The 19,036-nt window shown below is 65.4% G+C and carries 14 protein-coding genes; 10 read left to right on the top strand and 4 right to left on the bottom strand.

Features of this window, described 5'->3' with window-relative positions; translation table 11 throughout:
- Positions 1–156: 156 nt before the first annotated feature.
- A complete protein-coding gene (locus AB0L82_RS04425) occupies positions 157–1,662 on the bottom strand; it encodes a DUF222 domain-containing protein (RefSeq protein WP_364630873.1) in 1,506 nt (501 codons plus the stop codon).
- A 67-nt stretch (positions 1,663–1,729) separates the two neighbouring features.
- On the bottom strand, positions 1,730–3,316 hold the full coding sequence (locus AB0L82_RS04420; protein ID WP_364630871.1) for a PucR family transcriptional regulator: 1,587 nt from the start codon (positions 3,314–3,316) through the stop codon (positions 1,730–1,732).
- Positions 3,317–3,499: 183 nt separating this feature from the next.
- Here AB0L82_RS04420 and AB0L82_RS04415 point away from each other — a divergent pair, with 183 nt between their 5' ends.
- The 8 genes from AB0L82_RS04415 (at position 3,500) to AB0L82_RS04380 (ending at position 13,807) form a co-directional block, all read left to right on the top strand.
- Positions 3,500–4,990, top strand: a complete 1,491-nt coding sequence (locus tag AB0L82_RS04415) for a CoA-acylating methylmalonate-semialdehyde dehydrogenase (protein ID WP_364630868.1) — start codon at positions 3,500–3,502, stop codon at positions 4,988–4,990.
- A gap of 12 nt (positions 4,991–5,002) precedes the next feature.
- Positions 5,003–6,364 carry an aspartate aminotransferase family protein gene (locus AB0L82_RS04410; RefSeq protein ID WP_364630865.1) on the top strand — a complete coding sequence of 454 codons (1,362 nt, stop codon included), beginning with the start codon at positions 5,003–5,005 and terminating at the stop codon, positions 6,362–6,364.
- A gap of 114 nt (positions 6,365–6,478) precedes the next feature.
- The gene (locus AB0L82_RS04405) at positions 6,479–7,966 is read left to right on the top strand and encodes a gamma-aminobutyraldehyde dehydrogenase (RefSeq protein ID WP_364630862.1); all 1,488 of its coding nucleotides are present in this window, start codon (positions 6,479–6,481) and stop codon (positions 7,964–7,966) included.
- 236 nt (positions 7,967–8,202) lie between these two features.
- Complete coding sequence (locus AB0L82_RS04400) at positions 8,203–9,420, top strand: extracellular solute-binding protein (protein ID WP_364630859.1); 1,218 nt, start codon at positions 8,203–8,205, stop codon at positions 9,418–9,420.
- Positions 9,421–9,428: 8 nt separating this feature from the next.
- Positions 9,429–10,514, top strand: coding sequence for an ABC transporter ATP-binding protein (locus tag AB0L82_RS04395; RefSeq protein ID WP_364630856.1), 1,086 nt, complete (start codon positions 9,429–9,431; stop codon positions 10,512–10,514).
- The gene (locus tag AB0L82_RS04390; protein WP_364630853.1) at positions 10,514–11,425 is read left to right on the top strand and encodes an ABC transporter permease; all 912 of its coding nucleotides are present in this window, start codon (positions 10,514–10,516) and stop codon (positions 11,423–11,425) included. The genes AB0L82_RS04395 and AB0L82_RS04390 overlap by 1 nt, the downstream gene beginning before the upstream one ends.
- Positions 11,426–12,256 carry an ABC transporter permease gene (locus tag AB0L82_RS04385; protein WP_364630850.1) on the top strand — a complete coding sequence of 277 codons (831 nt, stop codon included), beginning with the start codon at positions 11,426–11,428 and terminating at the stop codon, positions 12,254–12,256.
- A gap of 132 nt (positions 12,257–12,388) precedes the next feature.
- On the top strand, positions 12,389–13,807 hold the full coding sequence (locus tag AB0L82_RS04380; protein WP_364630847.1) for an FAD-dependent oxidoreductase: 1,419 nt from the start codon (positions 12,389–12,391) through the stop codon (positions 13,805–13,807).
- Between the two features lie 129 nt (positions 13,808–13,936).
- Here AB0L82_RS04380 and AB0L82_RS04375 read toward each other — a convergent pair whose 3' ends face one another.
- Together AB0L82_RS04375 and AB0L82_RS04370 are read right to left on the bottom strand one after the other, a co-directional pair.
- Entirely contained in the window at positions 13,937–15,064 is a 1,128-nt protein-coding gene (locus AB0L82_RS04375; protein WP_364630844.1) for a metallophosphoesterase, read from the bottom strand.
- Between the two features lie 108 nt (positions 15,065–15,172).
- On the bottom strand, positions 15,173–16,822 hold the full coding sequence (locus tag AB0L82_RS04370; protein WP_364630841.1) for a protein kinase: 1,650 nt from the start codon (positions 16,820–16,822) through the stop codon (positions 15,173–15,175).
- A 157-nt stretch (positions 16,823–16,979) separates the two neighbouring features.
- Between AB0L82_RS04370 and AB0L82_RS04365 the strand changes: the two genes are divergently transcribed.
- Together AB0L82_RS04365 and AB0L82_RS04360 are read left to right on the top strand one after the other, a co-directional pair.
- Entirely contained in the window at positions 16,980–17,465 is a 486-nt protein-coding gene (locus AB0L82_RS04365; RefSeq protein ID WP_364632766.1) for an Lrp/AsnC family transcriptional regulator, read from the top strand.
- A gap of 108 nt (positions 17,466–17,573) precedes the next feature.
- A complete protein-coding gene (locus AB0L82_RS04360; RefSeq protein ID WP_364630838.1) occupies positions 17,574–18,959 on the top strand; it encodes an aspartate aminotransferase family protein in 1,386 nt (461 codons plus the stop codon).
- Positions 18,960–19,036 lie beyond the last annotated feature (77 nt).

The raw sequence follows: 19,036 nt of genomic DNA, 5'->3' as shown, positions 1-19,036 counted from the left end.
ACCCGATTTTCTTTACCATTTGGGAGCGAATACGCCCTTCCAGCCTGGTTGGGTGGCTGTGGTTGCGTTACGCGACAGGTGGATACGGGGTTATCTCACCTTCCAGCTCCCTCAATACTTGAGGAGGTTTTGGGCTTTGGGTTTTGGGTTTTGGTTTTAGACCGGACCAGAACCTTTCAGCCAGGCTGGGGCGTGAGAGTGCATGCGCTGCCAGCGTTTCCGGCGTTCTTCGGCTTCGCGTTCATTGCGGACGGTGATGCGCGCGACGGTCTGGGCGAGCAGCTCGCCTGCGTGGTGGCGGTGGTTCACCCTCGGGGTGCCGGTGGGGTCGAGGTGACGGGGCGCGATCCAGGCCGTGCGGCCCGCGTAGGGCGACTCCTTGCCGAGGACGCGTGTTTGCCAGCCGCCGGGGCCGTCGTGGACGAGGGCATGGCAGCGATCGCAGGCGAGGGTTTCATTGGCCAAGTCGGTGGGACCGCCCTTGACCCATTCGGAGACGTGGTGCACCGCCGAAATCGACGCGGGCGCATCGCATCCCGGGCGTGAACAGCCTCGTATGGAGGCTATCAACGCCATACGTTGTGCCGGTGTCGCCAGCCGTTTCTCGCGGCCCAAGTGCAGTGGCAACCCGGCGTGATCGAACACCGCGAGATACGGCTTGGATCGTTCGGCGAGCTTGAGTGCCGTCGAGATCGGGACGGTGCCCCCGGTAGCGGTGGTCACCACCCCGGCGGCTGCTTCGACCTGATCGATCGTCATGGTCAAAATCGTGGTCACCGGCAGCCCGCGGTGCGATCCCAATCCATCGGGAGTCACACCGGGTTGCAGCAGTGCAAGGAACGCGTCATGGTTGCGCTGAGCGCTGGTGCGGGAATCACGCCCGGCAGCGGCCCGCAGCACCTCTGTATCGACATATGTTGCGGTGGTGGGGCTTTCCGCGTCATCCGGATTGCACATACCGGGCCGGGCAAGCTTGGCGAGTACCGGGTCCAGCAGCGCCGACAGTTCGGGGGTGATCTCACCTTTGATGGTGCGCATCCCATCCGCCCGCTGACGCCCGAGCACAATCCCGCGCATCCGCGCACGGTCCTTATCCCCGGAAAGTGTGCCGTCGGGATCCAGGTATCCCAGAATGCGATCCCCGACCGCGGGAATGTCCTCGGGCCAGCCGGTGCGCGCGTAGGTGACGAGCTGATCCTGTGCGGCTTCACGATCGGCCGGAGTGCAGCTATCGGGAATTCGCTTCATCACCGCTTCGATGGCCCGCACGTGATCCGGCGAAATATCCCCCGCGACTTGAGCTTCGGCCACCATCCCCAGCGGAATCCGGACCGGATTCCCCAGCAGATCGTGCCAGGTCCCCAGCATCATCGTGGCCCGCGCACGGGCTCCGGCATCCGGCCCGGAGAGCCGCAGCGTATCGCTGAGGAACTTCTTGATGGTTCCCAGCCCCAAAATCTCAGGCAGCTTGCGCTCGACCGCCTCCACGGTCAACCGCCGCGACACGCAAACCAACTGCCGCGCACAGCTTTCCACCCGCTGCATGGCCTCGACGACCCCGTCGTTACTCAAATCCCCCAGGGGCACTTCGAGCAGGGCGGCTACCACGTCGGCCAATTGACCGATCGCCACCTCACTCGCATCCACCCCCATCGAACTCATGTTCTAATTCTACCAACCAAGACCACCCGATAACACCCGAAACCCCTTCTGAACTGCAAGTTTTCACTTACGCATGCAGCTCTCGAATCAGCAGGGCCGCGTGCAGCGAGGTACGGGTCTCACCATCGTCCAGGTCCACATCGAGGATGCGTTCGATACGGGCGAGCCGGTCGTACAGCGTGGGCCGACTTATGTTGAGGCGCTTGGCCAGTTCGGTCTTATTGCCTGCGAGGTCGAGGAATTGGCGCAGGGTGCGGGTCAGGTCGGTGGCCTGGCGGATGTCGTAGCGCAGGAGTGCGCCCAGTTCGGTTTCGGCGAAACGCTGTACGCCGGGCTCGTCGCGGATCAGGGAGAGCAGGCCGCGCAGGCGGACATCGCCGCTGCGGTAGTAGGGGCGTGTGGATGAAGAGCCAAGGGCGAGAGCGACTTCCGCGACGTGGGCGGCTTGCGATAGTTCCCGGGCGGTGTCCAGGAGGGAGTCCGATTCGACGCCGACGCCGATCACCGCGCGTTCCACCCCGGAGACGCGGCGGATCTCGCCGAGCATGCCGGTGCACACCACGGTGAGGGTGGCGTCGAGGTCGACGGTGCGCGAGATCGCGAGGATCATGCTGACTCGATTGCCGTGATCGGGGGCGGCGAGGGCGGTGACGCGGGCCAGGCCGACGCCGTGCATGGCCGCGTCCACGATGGCGGCCGTACGGCGTTGCTGGGCAACGGGATCGGTTTCGATCGGTGCGGCGACGTCGATGGAGAGCGGGATGTAGCGGGAGCGGCGGGCCAGGCCGAGGGAGGCCGCCACCGCGAGGGCGTCGCTCTCATCGGTGAGGCGGCCGGTGACCATATCGTCGATGAATCCGGTCTGCGCCTGCCGGTGCAGGCCGAATCGATCGCGTTCGACCATGCGGTGCAGGGTCAGGGTTTGCGCGGCGCGTTCGAGCACCATGCGCGCGCGGGCATTGGGAACCCGGCTGGAGCGCAGGATGAGTCGGCCCCAGCGCTGGGTGTGCGGGCCGACCGGAACCACGTTCGCGTCATGGTCGGGCAGCAGGCGGGAGGTGTTCTCCCAGTGTTCGAGCAGGGTCGAGGTGGCGGTATGCCGTGCGGTCGAGGCGAGTACGCGATGGGTGAGGTCTTCCAATACGACCGAGGCGTCCAGCATGCCCGCGGCGGTTTTCACGATTTCGGCGAGTGCGGCGCGGCGCACGCTCAGCGCGGTGAAGGTTTCGTGCACGGTGCGCGCGAATTCCAGTTCGGCGTACTGGTCCGCGACGATGACGCGGTGCACCGCCTCGGTGACTTCGACGAAGCGCACCACCTGGGCGAGGGCGACCACCGGCAGCAGCAGCCGGTCGGCGGTTTCGGCGACGACGGGCGGCAGTTCCTTCACGTAGGTGCCGAGTTCGATCACCAGTCCGGAGACGCCCGCGGCGGCGAGGGATTCCAGGTAGGCGACGGTGGCCTCGTCGCCCAGGGATAGCGCCTGGCCGGTGGTGAGGATCAATTCCCGACCGACCAGCACTTTCGCGATATCGGACAATTCGCTGACGTGCACCCAGCGCACCGGACGATCCAGCGATCCACCGCCGATGACCTCGGGCTCTCCCGCACGCACAACCGGAATCGCCAGAACGTCAGCAACAGAAAGGAGCACCGACGAATCGTAATACGCAACCCTCGAATCCGTACAGAATGTCGGCCCGCTAGATAGCTCGCATGGTGCAGAGTTGGACTCGGGCCACCGCAGTCCCGCCCGCCTCCCGCGGCCCGTTCCCGTCATGCCGGTGACGGGGACGGGTCCATCTCCATATACGGAACATTCAGGAATCGAGGAGATATGCAGACGATCGCGCACTGGCTCGACGGCAAGCCCTTTGCCGGCACCAGCGAGGCCACCGCGCCCGTGACCAATCCGGCGACCGGGGTGGTGACCGGACAGGTCGCCCTGGCCAATATCGCCGATGTGCGCACGGTCGTCGACGCCGCCGCGGCCGCGTTCCCGGAGTGGCGGGACGCCTCGCTGGCCAAGCGCACCCAGGTGCTGTTCCGGTTCCGCGAGCTACTCAACGAACGCAAGACCGAACTGGCCGCGATCATTACCGCCGAACACGGCAAGGTGCTCGCCGATGCGCTGGGCGAGGTGACGCGCGGGCTGGAGGTCGTCGAATTCGCCTGTGGCATACCGCATCTGCTCAAGGGCGGATACACCGAGAACGCGTCCACCAAGGTGGATATCTTCTCCATCCGGCAGCCGCTCGGGCCGATCGCGATCATCTCGCCGTTCAATTTCCCGGCCATGGTGCCGATGTGGTTCTTCCCGGTCGCTATCGCCGCCGGAAACACCGTGGTGCTCAAGCCTTCCGAGAAGGATCCATCGGCGGCGCTGTGGACCGCGGCGCTGTGGGAAGAGGCCGGACTGCCCGCGGGCGTGTTCAATGTCGTGCAGGGTGACAAGGTCGCCGTGGACGAACTGCTGGAAAACCCCGCCATCAAGGCTGTTTCATTCGTCGGATCCACCCCGATCGCCAAGTACGTGTACGAGCGCGGCACCGCGCACGGTAAGCGCGTGCAGGCCCTCGGCGGGGCGAAGAACCATATGGTGGTGCTGCCGGACGCGGACCTGGATCTGGCCGCCGACGCCGCGGTGAACGCGGGCTTCGGTTCCGCCGGTGAGCGATGCATGGCGATCAGCGCACTGGTCGCGGTGGGGCCGATCGCGGATGATCTGGTGGCCCGGATCGCGCAGCGCGCCAAGACCATTCGCACCGGCGACGGCACCCGGGGCACCGATATGGGCCCGCTGGTCACCGCAGCGCATCGCGATAAGGTCGCCGGTTATGTCGCGGCGGGCGAATCCGCCGGAGCCACGGTGGTACTTGACGGTCGCGGCGTGCAGGCCGATGGCGAGGATGCCGGATTCTGGCTCGGCCCCACCATTCTCGACCATGTCACCACCGATATGAGCGTCTACACCGATGAGATCTTCGGTCCGGTGCTCTCGGTGGTGCGCGTCGAAACCTATGACGAGGCACTGGCTCTCATCAATGCCAACCAGTACGGCAACGGCACCGCCATCTTCACCAATGACGGCGGCGCGGCCCGGCGCTTCCACAATGAGGTCGAGGTCGGCATGGTCGGCATCAACGTCCCGATCCCGGTACCCATGGCCTACTACAGTTTCGGAGGCTGGAAGAACTCCCTCTTCGGCGATTCGCATGCGCACGGCATCGACGGCGTGCACTTCTTCACCCGCACCAAGGCCGTCACCTCACGCTGGCTCGACCCGAGCCACGGCGGCCTGAATCTCGGTTTCCCGCAGAACAGCTGACAGGACGTTGCGATGACACTTCCCAATGGCCTCTCCGAGGCGGACGCACGTGAACAGGCCGCGCGCGCTTATGAACTCGATCGCAAACACGTATTCCATTCGTGGTCGGCGCAGGCGCAACTGAAGCCGATGGTCGTCACGGCCACCCAGGGCTCGTACGTGTGGGACGGCGACGGCAACCGGCTGCTGGACTTCTCCTCACAACTGGTGAACACCAATATCGGGCATCAGCATCCGAAAGTCGTTGCGGCCATTCAGGAACAGGCCGCCAAGCTGTGCACGATCGCACCGCAGCATGTGAACGACGCGCGCTCGGAGGCGGCCCGGCTGATCGCCGAGCGCACCCCGGGTGAGCTGAACCGCATCTTCTTCACCAATGGCGGCGCGGATGCCGTCGAGCACGCGGTGCGAATGGCGCGGTTGCACACCGGGCGGTACAAGGTGCTGTCCCGGTATCGCTCGTACCACGGCGGCACCGAGACCGCGATCAACCTCACCGGTGATCCGCGGCGCTGGCCGAATGACCACGGCAACAGCGGGATCGGGCACTTCTTCGGGCCGTTCCTGTATCGGTCGCAGTTCCACGCCGACTCCGAGGAGCAGGAGTCGCAGCGGGCGCTGGAGCATCTCGAGCAGACCATCGCGTTCGAGGGGCCGAACACCATCGCGGCGATCGTGCTGGAGTCGGTACCGGGGACGGCCGGAATCATGGTGCCGCCACCGGGATATCTGGCGGGCGTGCGGGAGATCTGCGATCGGCACGGCATCGTGTTCATCGCCGATGAGGTGATGGCGGGGTTCGGGCGCACCGGAAAGTGGTTCGCCATAGACAATTTCGGTGTCGTGCCGGATCTGATCACCTTCGCCAAGGGCGTCAACTCGGGTTATGTCCCGCTCGGCGGCGTCGCCATCGCACCGCATATCGCGGCCACCTTCGATGATCGCCCGTACCCGGGTGGGCTCACCTACTCCGGACATCCGCTCGCCACGGCGGCGGCGGTGGCGACCATCACCGCCATGCGCGATGAGGGCATTGTCGAGAATGCCGCGCATATGGGTGAGAACGTGCTCGGCCCCGCGCTGCGGGAACTGGCCGAGCGGCATCCGAGCATCGGTGAGGTGCGCGGGCTCGGGGTGTTCTGGGCGCTGGAATTGGTGAGTGATCGCGCGACGCGGGAACCGCTCGCACCGTACGGCGGCACCAGTGCGGCCATGACCGAGACGATCGCCGCCGCCAAGGCCGCCGGACTGTTGCTGTTCATGAATTTCAATCGCATCCACGTGGTTCCGCCGTGCACCGTCTCCGAGGCCGAGGCCAAGGAGGGGCTGGCGATCCTGGATCAGGCTCTGACAGTGGCGGATTCGCACCTGTAGTAGTCGTTCGCTATGGCGGCCTGTGCGGAATACCGCACAGGCCGCTGGCAAACCACCGGTAACAAAGCGAACATACGGTGTCGCTACGGTGCACCGACACAAGCTAGGAGAGCAGTGAGTACGCAGGAACTGCAATTCATCGGCGGACTCCGCCGACCCGGGTCGGGTGAGCCGCTGTCCGTCATCGCCCCGGCCACCGGTGAGGTCATCGCGTCCGGCGCGAGCGCGAGCATCGCCGATGTGGAGGCCGCCGTCGCGGCCGCACGGGCGGCATTCCCGCAGTGGTCGGGCATGACCCCCGGTGAGCGGTCGGACATCATGCACAACTGGGCGCGACTGCTGCGCGAGCGGGCCGATGAGCTCGCCGCCGTCGAAAGCCGCAATGCCGGTAAGCCGATTCGGCTCGCCACCGAATTCGATGTGCCCGGCACCATCGACAACACCGCGTTCTTCGCGGGGGCGGCACGCAATCTGGAGGGGAAGGCGGCGGCGGAGTACTCCGCCGATCACACCTCCGCGATTCGCCGCGAGGCGATCGGCGTGGTCGGCTCCATATCGCCGTGGAATTACCCGTTGCAGATGGCGGCGTGGAAGATTCTGCCCGCCGTCGCGGCCGGGAACACCATTGTGCTCAAACCTTCCGAATTGACGCCGCTGACCTCACTGTTGTTCGCGGAGATCGCGACCGAGGCGGGTGTTCCGGCGGGGGTGATCAATGTGCTCACCGGCGTCGGGCCGATCGCGGGTCAGGCGCTGGTGGAACATCCCGCGGTGGCCATGGTGTCGTTCACCGGGTCCACCGTGGTGGGCCGTCAGGTGGCCGCCACCGCGGCCGGATCGGTGAAGCGGGTGCATCTCGAACTCGGCGGTAAAGCGCCGTTCGTGGTGTTCGACGACGCCGATCTGGAAGGCGCCGCGCGCGGCGCGGTCGCGGGATCGCTGATCAATGCCGGCCAGGATTGCACCGCCGCCACCCGCGCCTATGTGCAGCGGCCGCTGTTCGACGAATTCGTCTCGCGGGTAGCCGAAATCATGGATCAGGTGACCATTGGGCCGGTGGAGGATCCGGAAACCGATCTGGGACCGCTGATTTCGATGCAGCACCGGGACAAGGTGATCGGCATGGTCGATCGCGCCCGCGAATACGGCGCGAAAGTGGTGCGCGGCGGGCGAATTCCCGAGCACACCGCGGCGGGCGGCTCCTATTACGAGCCCACGTTGATCACCGGGGTGGCACAGGATTCGGAGATCGTGCAGAACGAGGTCTTCGGACCGGTGCTGGTGGTATTGCCGTTCGATACCGATGACGAGGCCATCGCCCTCGCCAATGACACCGCCTACGGCCTGGCCGCATCGGCCTGGTCCACGAATGTGTATCGCACGCAACGCGCGAGCCGGGAGATCCAGGCCGGATGCGTGTGGATCAACGATCACATTCCGATCATCAGCGAAATGCCGCACGGCGGATACAAGGCGTCCGGATTCGGAAAAGACATGTCCGCGTACGCATTCGACGAGTACACCAACATCAAGCACGTCATGTCGGATATCACCGCCGCCGCGCACAAGCCGTGGCACGACGTGATCTTCACGGCCGAATAGCACACTTCCCCAATCGAATAGCGCCCACCGAGGGCGGCCGCCGATGTACCCCATCGGCGTCCGTCCTCACAGTCGTGCCTTGTGCAGCCATTCCATGTCCCACAACTAAATCAGTTGCGTAACGTGGAATTTTCAATGGAATCGCTTGATTTGCAACGGGACTATGGAACTATCAGTTCCACACCGCAGCCTCGCTGCGAGCTTCGATATTCCGTCCCGGTGAAGGTGCGACCCTCATGAACAAGTCCCCGGACTCCCTGCCTCCCGAGCTACGTAGCCTGCTCTCCGCCCGGCCTTCGCGCCGCGGCCTGCTGCGCACCGGTGGCCTCATCGCCGCCGCGGGCACCCTCGCCGCCTGCGGCACCAAGGGGTCGTCCTCGAATAGCGGCTCCCCCGCGTGCACACCGCCCGCCGACAATTCGGCCGCGGAGAAGACGATCAACTTCTCCAATTGGCCCGGATATCTCGATGAGGCGCCCGGCAATGCCGAAGTGCATCCGACCATGGCCGAATTCACCGCCAAGTCCGGGGTCAAGGTCTCCTATGTCGCGGATGTCAATGACAACAACGAGTTCTGGGGCAAGGTCAGCGCGCAGCTGACCAATTGTCAGAGCATCTCGCGCGACATCATGGTGCTCTCGGATTCCACCGCGGTGCGCGTGGTCCGGCAGGGTTACACCCAGCCGCTCGATGTGTCGAAGATGCCGAACTTCGCCAAGAATCTGCATCCCATGCTGCGCGGCAGCGATGTCGATCCGCAGAACAATCGCATGGCGCCGTGGCAGTCCGGTCTGGTCGGCATCGGGGTGAATACCAATGTCACCGGTGAGGTGCACACCATCGATGAATTGCTCACCCGGCCCGATCTCAAGGGCAAGGTCGTCTGCCTCACCGAAATGCCGGACACCATGGGGTTGATGCTGCACTCCATCGGCAAGAGCGCGGCCAAGTTCACCGATGACGACTACGACAACGCGATCGCCAAGTTGCAGAAGGCCGTTCAGTCCGGGCACGTGCGCAAGTTCACCGGCAATGATTACGTCCAGGATCTGGCCAAGGGCGATATCGCGGCCTGTATGGCGTGGTCGGGCGATGTCATTCAGCTCAATGCCACCGATCCGAAGATCAAGTTCATCAGCCCGGACGAGGGCGCGGTGCTCTACTCCGATGAGGCGCTGATCCCGGTCACCTCCGCGCATGCCGCGAATGCCATGGCACTGCTGGACTTCTACTATGACCCGGCCATCGCGGCGCGGCTGTCGGCATTCGTGAACTACGTATGCCCGGTCGCCGGGGCGCAGGAGGAGATGGCCAAGTTCAATCCCGAACTGGCACAGAACGAATTGATCTTCCCGTCCGTGGAGACCCAAAAGAAGTTGCAGATCTTCATGTCGCTGACCGAGGCCAAGGAGAAGGACTATCAGTCCAAGTTCCAGGCCCTGACGGGGGCGTGATAATCGCCATGTCCGCACAAGACTTACGTATCGAGGGCGTCACCAAGAGTTTCGGCGATTTCCATGCCGTCGACGATCTGAACCTCACCATTCCGGACGGCTCCTTCTTCGCCATTATCGGCGCATCGGGCTGCGGTAAGACCACCACGCTGCGCATGATCGCCGGGCTGGAGGAGCCCACCGCCGGGCGAATCATGCTGGGCGATAAGGACATCACCGCCCTGCGCCCGTATCGAAGACCGATCAACACCGTGTTCCAGAGCTATGCGCTGTTCCCGCATATGACCGTCGAGGACAATGTCTCGTACGGCCTGCGGCGCAAGGGGATCGGTAAGACCGCCGCCCGCGAACAGGCGCATCAGATGCTGAAACTGGTGCAGTTGGAAGGATTCTCGGGGCGCAAGCCCGCACAGCTGTCCGGCGGGCAGCAGCAGCGCGTGGCGCTGGCCCGCGCGCTGGTCAATCATCCCGAGGTGCTGCTGCTCGACGAGCCTTTGGGCGCACTGGATCTCAAGCTGCGGCGGCAGATGCAGCTCGAGCTCAAGCGGTTGCAGACCGAGGTCGGCATCACCTTCGTGCACATCACCCACGATCAGGAGGAGGCCATGAGCATGGCCGATACCGTGGCGGTGATGAACGGCGGCAAGCTGGAGCAATCCGGTGCGCCGCAGGAGATCTACGATTTTCCGGCCAGCGCCTTCGTGGCCAATTTCCTCGGGCAGACGAACCTCATCGAGGCGACCGTCACCGGGAGCGGGGATGCGGTGAGCATCGACGCGCAGGGGCATCGGCTGGCGGTGCCCTCGACGCGCTGCCGGGCCACCTCGGGTGCGGCCTCACTCGGCATTCGGCCCGAAAAAGTCGCCCTCGCAAGCGATTCCGACACCGTCCCGGAAGGCCGGGCGCAGGTCGCCGGCGTCGTCACCGATGCCATCTTCCTGGGTGTGTCCACGCAGTATCTGGTGCGTGCGCCCTGGGGGCAGGAGCTCACCGCGCAGGTGCCGAACGCCGGACCCGGCAATGTGATCGCGCCCGGTTCGCAGGTGGCGGTGCACTGGCAACCCGAACACGCATTCCTGCTCGGGCGGTCCTGATGCCCGCCGTACTGCCCGCGTCCGCGGCCGCCGCACCACCCGCGGCCTCCGTCGACGCACCGCGCGGAAAGCGCGGTCTCACACCGTATCTGCTGCTCGCGCCCGGATTGATCTTCCTGCTGGTGTTCTTCGCGGTGCCGACCGTGCAGCTGCTGGCGGCCAGCATGTACGACCGCACCGGATCCATCGAAACCGGTTACGCGCAGACGTTCTCGCTGGACAACTTCGGCTACGCGTGGAATCTGTATCAGCCGCAGATCTTCCGGTCGCTGGCGTACGCGCTCATCTGCACGGTGCTCTGCATTGTGATCGGCTATCCGCTGGCATACGCCATCGCGCTCAAGGGCGGGCGGTGGAAGAACCTCATGCTGATCGCGGTGATCGCGCCGTTCTTCACCAGCTTCCTGGTGCGCACCTTCGCGTGGAAAGCCATTCTCGCCGATACCGGTCCGCTGGTCTCGGTCCTGCGGGCGGTGCATCTGCTCGGACCGGACGGGCGGTTGCTGGCCACGCCGATCGCGGTGATCGCGGGGCTGGTCTACAACTTCCTGCCGTTCACGGTGCTGCCGCTGTACACCTCCCTGGACAAGCTGGATCCGCGATTGCTGGAGGCTTCGGCCGATCTCGCACACGGACCCGTGCGCACCTTCCTGCGAGTCACATTGCCGCTCACCATGCCCGGCATCGTGGCGGGAACACTGCTCACCTTCGTCCCGGCCACCGGCGACTATGTGAATTCGCAGTTGCTCGGCAATACCAATACCACCATGATCGGCAATGTCATTCAGTCCCGATTGCTGGTGGTCAAGGATCTGCCCGTGGGTTCCGCGCTGTCGGTGGTGCTGATGGTGGCGATTCTGGTGCTGGTCATGCTGTATCTGCGCAAGACCGATACCGATGAGGTGGTCTAGATGGCACATCGACTGTGGTCCTGGATTCGCAAGAACGCGGTGCTCATGCTCGGCCTCGTGATTCTGGCGTACATGCTCGCGCCCATCGCCGTGGTGATTCTGCTGTCGTTCAATCAACCCGGCAGCCGCAACACCACCTATGTGCTCAACCTCGATGAATTCCATTTCACCTGGCACAACTGGACGAATATGTTCGATCCGGCCGGGCTGCGGGACGCACTGCTGTTGAGCCTGCTCATCGGTGCGCTGGCCGCGATCATCGCGACCGCGCTCGGCACCGGAATCGCGTTCGCGCTGGCGCGCTATCGCTTCACCGGGCGCTCCGCGGTGCAGGCGCTGATCTTCCTGCCGATGGCGACGCCGGAAATCGTAATGGGTTCGTCACTGCTGACACTGTTCATCGGATTCGGTATCCCGCTCGGTTTTTGGGCTATTCTCATCGCACACGTCATGTTCTGCCTGTCGTTCGTGGTTGTCACCGTAAAAGCGCGACTGGCGGGATTGGACCCCAGGCTCCAGGAGGCGGCCATGGACCTCTACGCGACGCCCGTGCAGGCGTTCCGGTCCGTTGTGCTCCCCCTCGTATGGCCCGGCATCATGGCGGCGGCGCTTTTGGCGTTCTCGCTGTCCTTCGATGATTTCGTGGTCACCAATTTCACGGCGGGCACCGCCGAAACCTTCCCCATGTATGTCTGGGGTATCAACCTGCGCGGTATTCCGCCGCAGGTGAACGCGGTCGCCAGCCTCACTTTCCTGCTATCGCTGGTCTTCGTCATCGCCGGGCAGCTGCGTAATCGCCGCCGCTCGGACGATCGCGCCGCCACCAGCTGATTCCCCCGCGAGCCGCCGGGCCAGGTCGTAGCGACCGCCGGCGGCTTTCGCGTACCCCCACCAAGACCAACACAACAGTGAGTTGGGCCGCGCGGCCGGACCGTGCGGCAAGAGAGAAGGAGTTGATCGGCCATGCAGGCCAAAGGAAGCAAACTGTTGGCGTCGGCACTCTCCGAGGCAGCGCCGACGCCGTTCTGGACCGACCGGCCGGAGCGTCCGCACCCCAATGATCCGCTCACCACTGCCACGACCGCCGATCTGGCCGTCATCGGCGGCGGCTACAGCGGGCTGTGGACGGCGTTGCTGGCCAAGGAGAGGTACCCCGAAATAGATGTCGTACTGGTCGAATCCGCGATATGCGGGCATGCCGCCTCCGGCCGCAACGGCGGCTTCTGCGCGGCCAGCCTGACGCACGGGCTCTCCAACGGTGTGGACCGCTTCCCCGATGAGATCGACGTCCTCGAACGGATGGGCCGGGAGAACCTGGACGCCATCGAGGCCACCATCCGCCGGTACAACATCGACTGCGATTTCGAGCGCACCGGCGAACTCGAAGTCGCCACCGCGCCGCACGAGCTGGAATGGCTGCAGGAGAGCCATGACGCCGCGATCGAACTCGGTTATCGCAGTGAGCTACTCAGCGCGGAGGAGGTGCAGAACCTCGTCCACTCCCCCACCTACCTCGGCGGCTGGTGGGACCGCGACGGCGTGGCAATGCTGGATCCGGCTCGCCTGGCCTGGGGACTGCGGCGCGCCTGTCTGGAGAAGGGTGTGCGCATCTACGAAGGCACACCGGTGCAGCGCATTTCCAAGTCCGGCGGCGGCACGCTGACCCTGCACACCCCGCACGGTGAGGTGCGCGCACCCCGGGTCGCGCTGTGCACCAGCGCATTCCAGGGACCGCTGGCCAAGGTGTCCCGGCATGTGGTGCCCGTCTACGACTACGCGCTCATGACCGAACCACTGACCGAGGAGCAATTGGACTCGATCGGCTGGGGCAAACACCGCATGGGTCTGGGCGATGCCTCGTACCGGTTCCACTACTACCGCCTGACCAGCGATAATCGCATTCTGTTCGGCGGCTACGACGCGATCTACCACTACAACGGAAAGATCTCTCCCGCACAGGATTACAACGAGGAAACCTTCGAGCGGCTCTCCCAGCACTTCTTCCAGATCTTCCCGCAGCTGGACGGTGTGCGCTTCACGCACCGCTGGGGCGGCATCATCGACACCTGTGGTCGGTTCTGCGCATTCTTCGGCAGGGCGTACAAGGGCAAGCTGGCCTACGCCGTCGGATATACCGGATTGGGCGTCGGCGCAACACGATTCGGCGCGGAGGTAATGCTGGACCGGCTCTGGAACCTCGACACCGAACGCACCCGGCTGCGCATGGTGAAATCCCGCCCGCTCCCCATGCCGCCGGAGCCGTTCCGCTCCATCGGCATTCAGCTGACCCGCTGGTCACTGGCCCGCGCCGACCAGCACGGCGGTAAACGAAACCTGTGGCTGCGCATCATGGACGCCACCGGATTGGGGTTCGACAGCTGAGGCTCGGCCGAACCATCCCCGGCCGCGGGTGAATTCAGCGTTCGCGGCCGGAAACCGAGCGCCTTCGACGTGGGCTCGGACCCCGTCGAAGGCGCGCCACGACTGTTCGCGGGCCCTGGGATCGGATCGTTACTGCTGCGGGCTGCGCAGGATCAGCACCGTGATCTCGCTGGGGGCGAAGACTCGGAGTTGAGGGCCCCAGAAACCGGTGCCGCGGCTGGTGTAGAGCTGGGTGTCGCCGTGGCGGCTCAGGCCCGCGACCACGGGCTGGTCCAAGCGGACCAGGTAGCGGAAGGGCCAGATTTGGCCGCCGTGGGTGTGGCCGGAGATTTGCAGGGCCACACCGGCTTTGACTGCGTCGGTGATCTGCTTGGGCTGGTGGGCGAGCAGGATTACCGGGAGGTCGGGGTCCGCGCCGGAGAGGGCGGCGGGGAGGTCGGGGCCGTGGCCGGGGAGGGAGACGCCGGTGGGGTCGTCGATGCCCGCCATGATGAGGCGGTCACCGTCGCGGGTGAGGACCTCGTGCTGATTGTGCATGGGCTGCCAGCCCAGGCCAGCCATATGCTCGATCCAGCCCGCGGCGTCACCGAAGTATTCGTGATTGCCGGTGATGTAGAAACGGCCGAGCTCGGCTTGCACCTTGCCCAGCGGATCGACCTGGGCGCGGCGCTTGACCACCGAACCGTCGGCCAGATCGCCTGCGTGGCAGGCGATATCGGGGCGCTGCTCGTTCACGATCTCGACCACGCGCTCGGACCAGCGCAGGCGGTCGGTGGCGGCGTAGTGGGTATCGGTGATGACGACCATGCGCAGGCCGTCCAGACCGGGGGCCAGCTTGGGGATGGTCACCTCGACGGTCTTCACGCGCGGAATGCGGCGGGCCTCATAGATGCCCCACACCGTGAGCGCGGCCGAAATCGCAAGCACGCCAAGGGCGACGATGAGTGAGCGGGCGGGATCATCCACGCCCGCGATGATCAGTCCGGTGCGCACCACCGTGCCGATCACCGACCAGCTGAACAGCACCCACATCACACCGAGCGCGGTATCACCGATCAGTGCGGCGGTATCGGACTGTTTCGGTCCGTGACCGGTGAACATGGCCAGCGGCAGGCCGATATAGCCGAGCACGAACAACGCCGACAACGCCCAGCACACCGCACCGGAAGTGGTGGTGAAGACCAGCAGCCACCACGGGACCAGGAAGAGCAGCGCCGGAATCACCAGCATGAACACCTGGCGGGGAATTCGGTTCAACAGAGTCAATCCTCATGAATACATTGGCGTGGACCGGTGCCCGATGCCGTCGATTCCCCCGCCACGACGATACCCGTACCGGGCACTGGTGGCCGGGGGAGAAAAGTCTCACCCCGTGGTGCGACAGATCTGGCCGGGTGTGACGGGAGCTGGGGAACCGGATGTGGTCGGTGCGCTTCCCAAGGGAGGGGCGGTGGGCACGACGCTCCGGGTGGTAGTGGCCGTCCCGGTCGGGGCCTGGGCCAATCCGCCGGGAGCAGGGGCATTTTCGCAGGCCGGCAGCAGTTCGCTGGTGACGAGCGCTTGTAACCACTTGGTCGCGTCGACGAGCGAACCGCGCGGCAGCCCCTGCCGCAGGCTATTCCGGCCGGATGCGGTGAGGTCGGTGATCCGCAACGCCCGGCAGCCCGCGGGAAAACCCGATGCCGTGGCGGACAGGGTCAGCTCTCCGGCGACGGTGACACAGCCGATCAATTCCGGACTGTGCCATGACATCCCCAGCACCGAACCCGGTCGGCCGCGCTCGATCACCACGGCCCCGTTGTCCTCGGCGATGTAGTAGTCACGGCGAGCCGCCGTGTAGAGCACGAGAATCCCCAGTGTCAGGATCAGCACGACGGCGAGCGAAATGATCGCCAGCCGATAAGGCGGGCCGATACGCGACCGGCGGCGGCCGCTCCCCTGCCCCGCAGCGGCCGCGGCCGATTCGGAGCGGCCGGGCGGCGCGGTGGGAGCGGGATCGACCGGTGTTCGAGTTGGGGGTGCACTCGATGCGGCGTGCGACCGCTCACGCCGCGCGGCGGGCGCGCCCTCGGCGAGCGGGGGTGGTGCGATCCGCCCCTGTTCGAGAGTGGTGCGCGGTGGCTGCGGCGGGGTCGGGCGGGGCGGCTGAGCTGGTGAACGGAGGGGCTGCGGGCGTGACAGCGCCCCGGCTACCGAGGTCGCCAATTCTCTTGCGGTGCTGAATCTTTCGGCGGGGCTCTTGGCCAGTGCACGGGCGATGATGTCGTCGAGTTCGCGGGGCAGGGCGGGGTTGTGCGCGGTGAGTTTGGGCGGGGGCTGCATGAGGTGGGCGTGCAGGACGGCGGCGGGGGTGGTGCGGGGGTATGGGACTGTGCCGGTGAGCATTTCGTAGAGGGTCGCGCCGAGGGCGTAGAGGTCGGTGCGGTGATCGACCGGATCGCCGGTGAAGATTTCCGGGGCGGCGTAGGCGAGGGTGGCGACGAAGGTGCCGGTTTCGGTGAGGGCGGTGGATTGATCGACGCGGCGGGCTATGCCGAAGTCGGACACCACGACTCGTTCCGGGTCGCCCGGATCACCGGGTGAGAGCAGGATATTGGCGGGTTTGATATCGCGGTGCAGCAGGCCGTTCGAATGCGCGTGGTCGATGCCGCGCGCCGCCTCGGTGAGAATGTGCACGGCGCGTGCGGGATTCAAGCCGTCGCCCTGCTGTTTGATCGCGTGCGCGACATCGGTGCCCGGTACGTATTCCATGCAGATCCAGGGCCGCTCGGCCTCGACCCCGCGATCGTGGATGGTCACGATATTGCGGTGGTTGAGCCGCGCCGCCAGATCGGCCTCGCGATCGAAGCGGGCGCGGAAGGACGGATCGGCCGCGGTGCTGTCGGACAGCACCTTCAGCGCGACCATGCGCGGCAGGCGCGGATGCTGGGCCCGGTAGACCTCGCCCATACCGCCCGCGCCCAACAGGATGTCGATGGTGAATCCGGCGAACACCGATCCCGCTGCCAACGCCATGGCCTCGCGCCCTCCCGCTCGCCTTCGGCCGCGATCAGCGGTTGCCGAACTGCGGCCGCCACCGCACCGTAATGCACTGCCGCGAGGTGTGCGAGCCATATGCGCGGGGACGACTCGCCCCGAGCACGATTGGTGGGATACCACCGTGTCCGGAAGGATGATCGGGGTGAGCGACCTGACTTCCAGCCGGAGCACTCCGGCGCTCGATGACATCTCCAAGCGGATCATCGCCCAGCTACAGGAAGACGGGCGGCGCGCCTACGCGACCATCGGCAAGGCCGTCGGCCTGTCCGAGGCCGCGGTGCGGCAGCGGGTGCAGAAACTCGCCGACGCCGGTGTGATCCAGATCGTCGCGGTGACCGATCCACTACAGGTCGGACTGTTCCGGCAGGCCATGATCGCCATCACGGTGGACGGTCCGGTGCAGGTGGTGGCCGATGCGCTGTCCGCCATCGACGAGATCAACTACGTGGTGGTGTGCGCGGGCCGCTACGACGTGCTGTGCGAGGCGGTGTGCCCGGATGACGAAGCGCTGCTCGACCTGGTGTCGAACCACATTCGCGCGCTGGACGGGGTGCGGCATGCGGAGATCATGATGTACCTCAAGCTGAACAAACAGACGTACAAGTGGGGCACCCGCTAATGTCGCAACGAAATCCGAAGCTGACAATCTTGTAACAACGAAATCGGTTGCCGAGGCGGCTTGAATATGGGATAACCGAAGTACATCAAGACTTCGAGGAGTCCCACCATGACCGCCACCGCCGAACCCGTCCATACCGTCGACGCGTCCCGCGTCGTCCGTGACCACCTCTGGATGCACTTCGCCAGCCACAACGGGCAGGACGAGGCCGACACCCCGGTGATTGTGCGAGGCGAGGGCGCATATCTCTTCGATGACAAGGGCAAGCGCTATCTGGACGGGCTGGCGGGACTCTTCGCCGTCCAGGTCGGGCACGGGCGCGAGGAACTCGCCGAGGCAGCGGCCCGGCAGATGCGGACGCTGCCGTACTTCCCGCTCTGGGGTTACGCCCATCCCCCGGCCATCGAATTGGCCGACCGGCTGGCGGCTTCGGCCCCCGGTGACCTGAATCGGGTGTTCTTCACCGTCAGCGGCGGCGAATCCGTCGAGACCGCATGGAAACTCGCGCGGCAGTACTTCAAGGTGATCGGCAAGCCGACCAAGCACAAGGCGATCAGCCGATCCATGGCGTATCACGGGACATCGCTGGGAGCGCTGTCGATCACCGGAATCCCCAGTGCCAAAGCACCTTTCGAACCGCTGGTGCCGAGCACCATTCGGGTGCCGAACACCAACTTCTATCGGGCGACCGAACATGCCGACGATTACGAGGCATACGGGCTGTGGGCGGCGGACCGGATCGAGGAGGCCATTCTCTTCGAGGGCGCGGATACCGTGGCCGCGGTATTCCTGGAGCCGGTGCAGAACACCGGCGGCTGTTTCGTACCGCCGCCGGGTTACTTCCAGCGGGTGCGCGAAATCTGCGATCGGCACGATGTGCTGCTCATCTCCGATGAGGTGATCTGCGCGTTCGGGCGGCTCGGAACCGCTTTCGGCGCAGACCGTTTCGGCTATCAGCCGGATATGATCACCACCGCCAAGGGGCTCACCTCCGGATACGCGCCGCTGGGCGCGGTCATGATCAGTGACCGCATCATGGAACCGTTCCAGCGCTCGAACGATATGTTCATGCACGGCTCCACCTACGGAGGACATCCGGTGTCCTGCGCGGTGGCACTGGCCAACCTCGATATCCTCGAGGGCGAGGGGCTGTATCAGCATGTGCGCGATAACGAAGAGGCTTTCCGCACAACGCTTTCCAAGCTCGAAGACCTACCGATCGTCGGCGAGGTGCGCGGTGCCGGGTTCTTCTGGGCGGTGGAATTGGTCAAGGACAAGAACACCCGGGAACGCTTCACCGATGAGGAATCCACTCGCGTTCTGCGCAACCACGTCTCGCGGGAGCTGTTCGCGAACGGCCTCTACTGCCGCGCGGACGACCGTGCCGAACCGGTGATCCAGTTCTCGCCGCCGCTGATCTGCGGGCCGGAACAGTTCCAGGAGATCGAGCAGATTGTCCGGGGCGCGCTGACCAGCGCGTGGAAGCTGCTCTGAGCGAATAGATTTCGCCGCCCCGACCGGGCGGCACAATCCAGCCCGCCGCCTCATCCGCGATCCGGACGAGGCGGCGG

The sequence above is a fragment of the Nocardia sp. NPDC052001 genome (genome assembly GCF_040680615.1).
Lineage (GTDB): Bacteria > Actinomycetota > Actinomycetes > Mycobacteriales > Mycobacteriaceae > Nocardia.
Note: the sequence above shows the minus strand (reverse complement) of the source record. Positions and strands in the feature narration are given on the sequence as shown.

Excerpts from the sequence above, each read along its gene's own strand:
- AB0L82_RS04425 (WP_364630873.1), bottom strand. The coding sequence starts at position 1,662 with ATGAGTTCGATGGGGGTGGATGCGAGTGAGGTGGCGATCGGTCAATTG.
- AB0L82_RS04415 (WP_364630868.1), top strand. The coding sequence starts at position 3,500 with ATGCAGACGATCGCGCACTGGCTCGACGGCAAGCCCTTTGCCGGCACC.
- AB0L82_RS04410 (WP_364630865.1), top strand. The coding sequence starts at position 5,003 with ATGACACTTCCCAATGGCCTCTCCGAGGCGGACGCACGTGAACAGGCC.
- AB0L82_RS04400 (WP_364630859.1), top strand. The coding sequence starts at position 8,203 with ATGAACAAGTCCCCGGACTCCCTGCCTCCCGAGCTACGTAGCCTGCTC.
- AB0L82_RS04395 (WP_364630856.1), top strand. The coding sequence starts at position 9,429 with ATGTCCGCACAAGACTTACGTATCGAGGGCGTCACCAAGAGTTTCGGC.
- AB0L82_RS04390 (WP_364630853.1), top strand. The coding sequence starts at position 10,514 with ATGCCCGCCGTACTGCCCGCGTCCGCGGCCGCCGCACCACCCGCGGCC.
- AB0L82_RS04385 (WP_364630850.1), top strand. The coding sequence starts at position 11,426 with ATGGCACATCGACTGTGGTCCTGGATTCGCAAGAACGCGGTGCTCATG.
- AB0L82_RS04380 (WP_364630847.1), top strand. The coding sequence starts at position 12,389 with ATGCAGGCCAAAGGAAGCAAACTGTTGGCGTCGGCACTCTCCGAGGCA.
- AB0L82_RS04370 (WP_364630841.1), bottom strand. The coding sequence starts at position 16,822 with ATGGCGTTGGCAGCGGGATCGGTGTTCGCCGGATTCACCATCGACATC.
- AB0L82_RS04365 (WP_364632766.1), top strand. The coding sequence starts at position 16,980 with ATGATCGGGGTGAGCGACCTGACTTCCAGCCGGAGCACTCCGGCGCTC.
- AB0L82_RS04360 (WP_364630838.1), top strand. The coding sequence starts at position 17,574 with ATGACCGCCACCGCCGAACCCGTCCATACCGTCGACGCGTCCCGCGTC.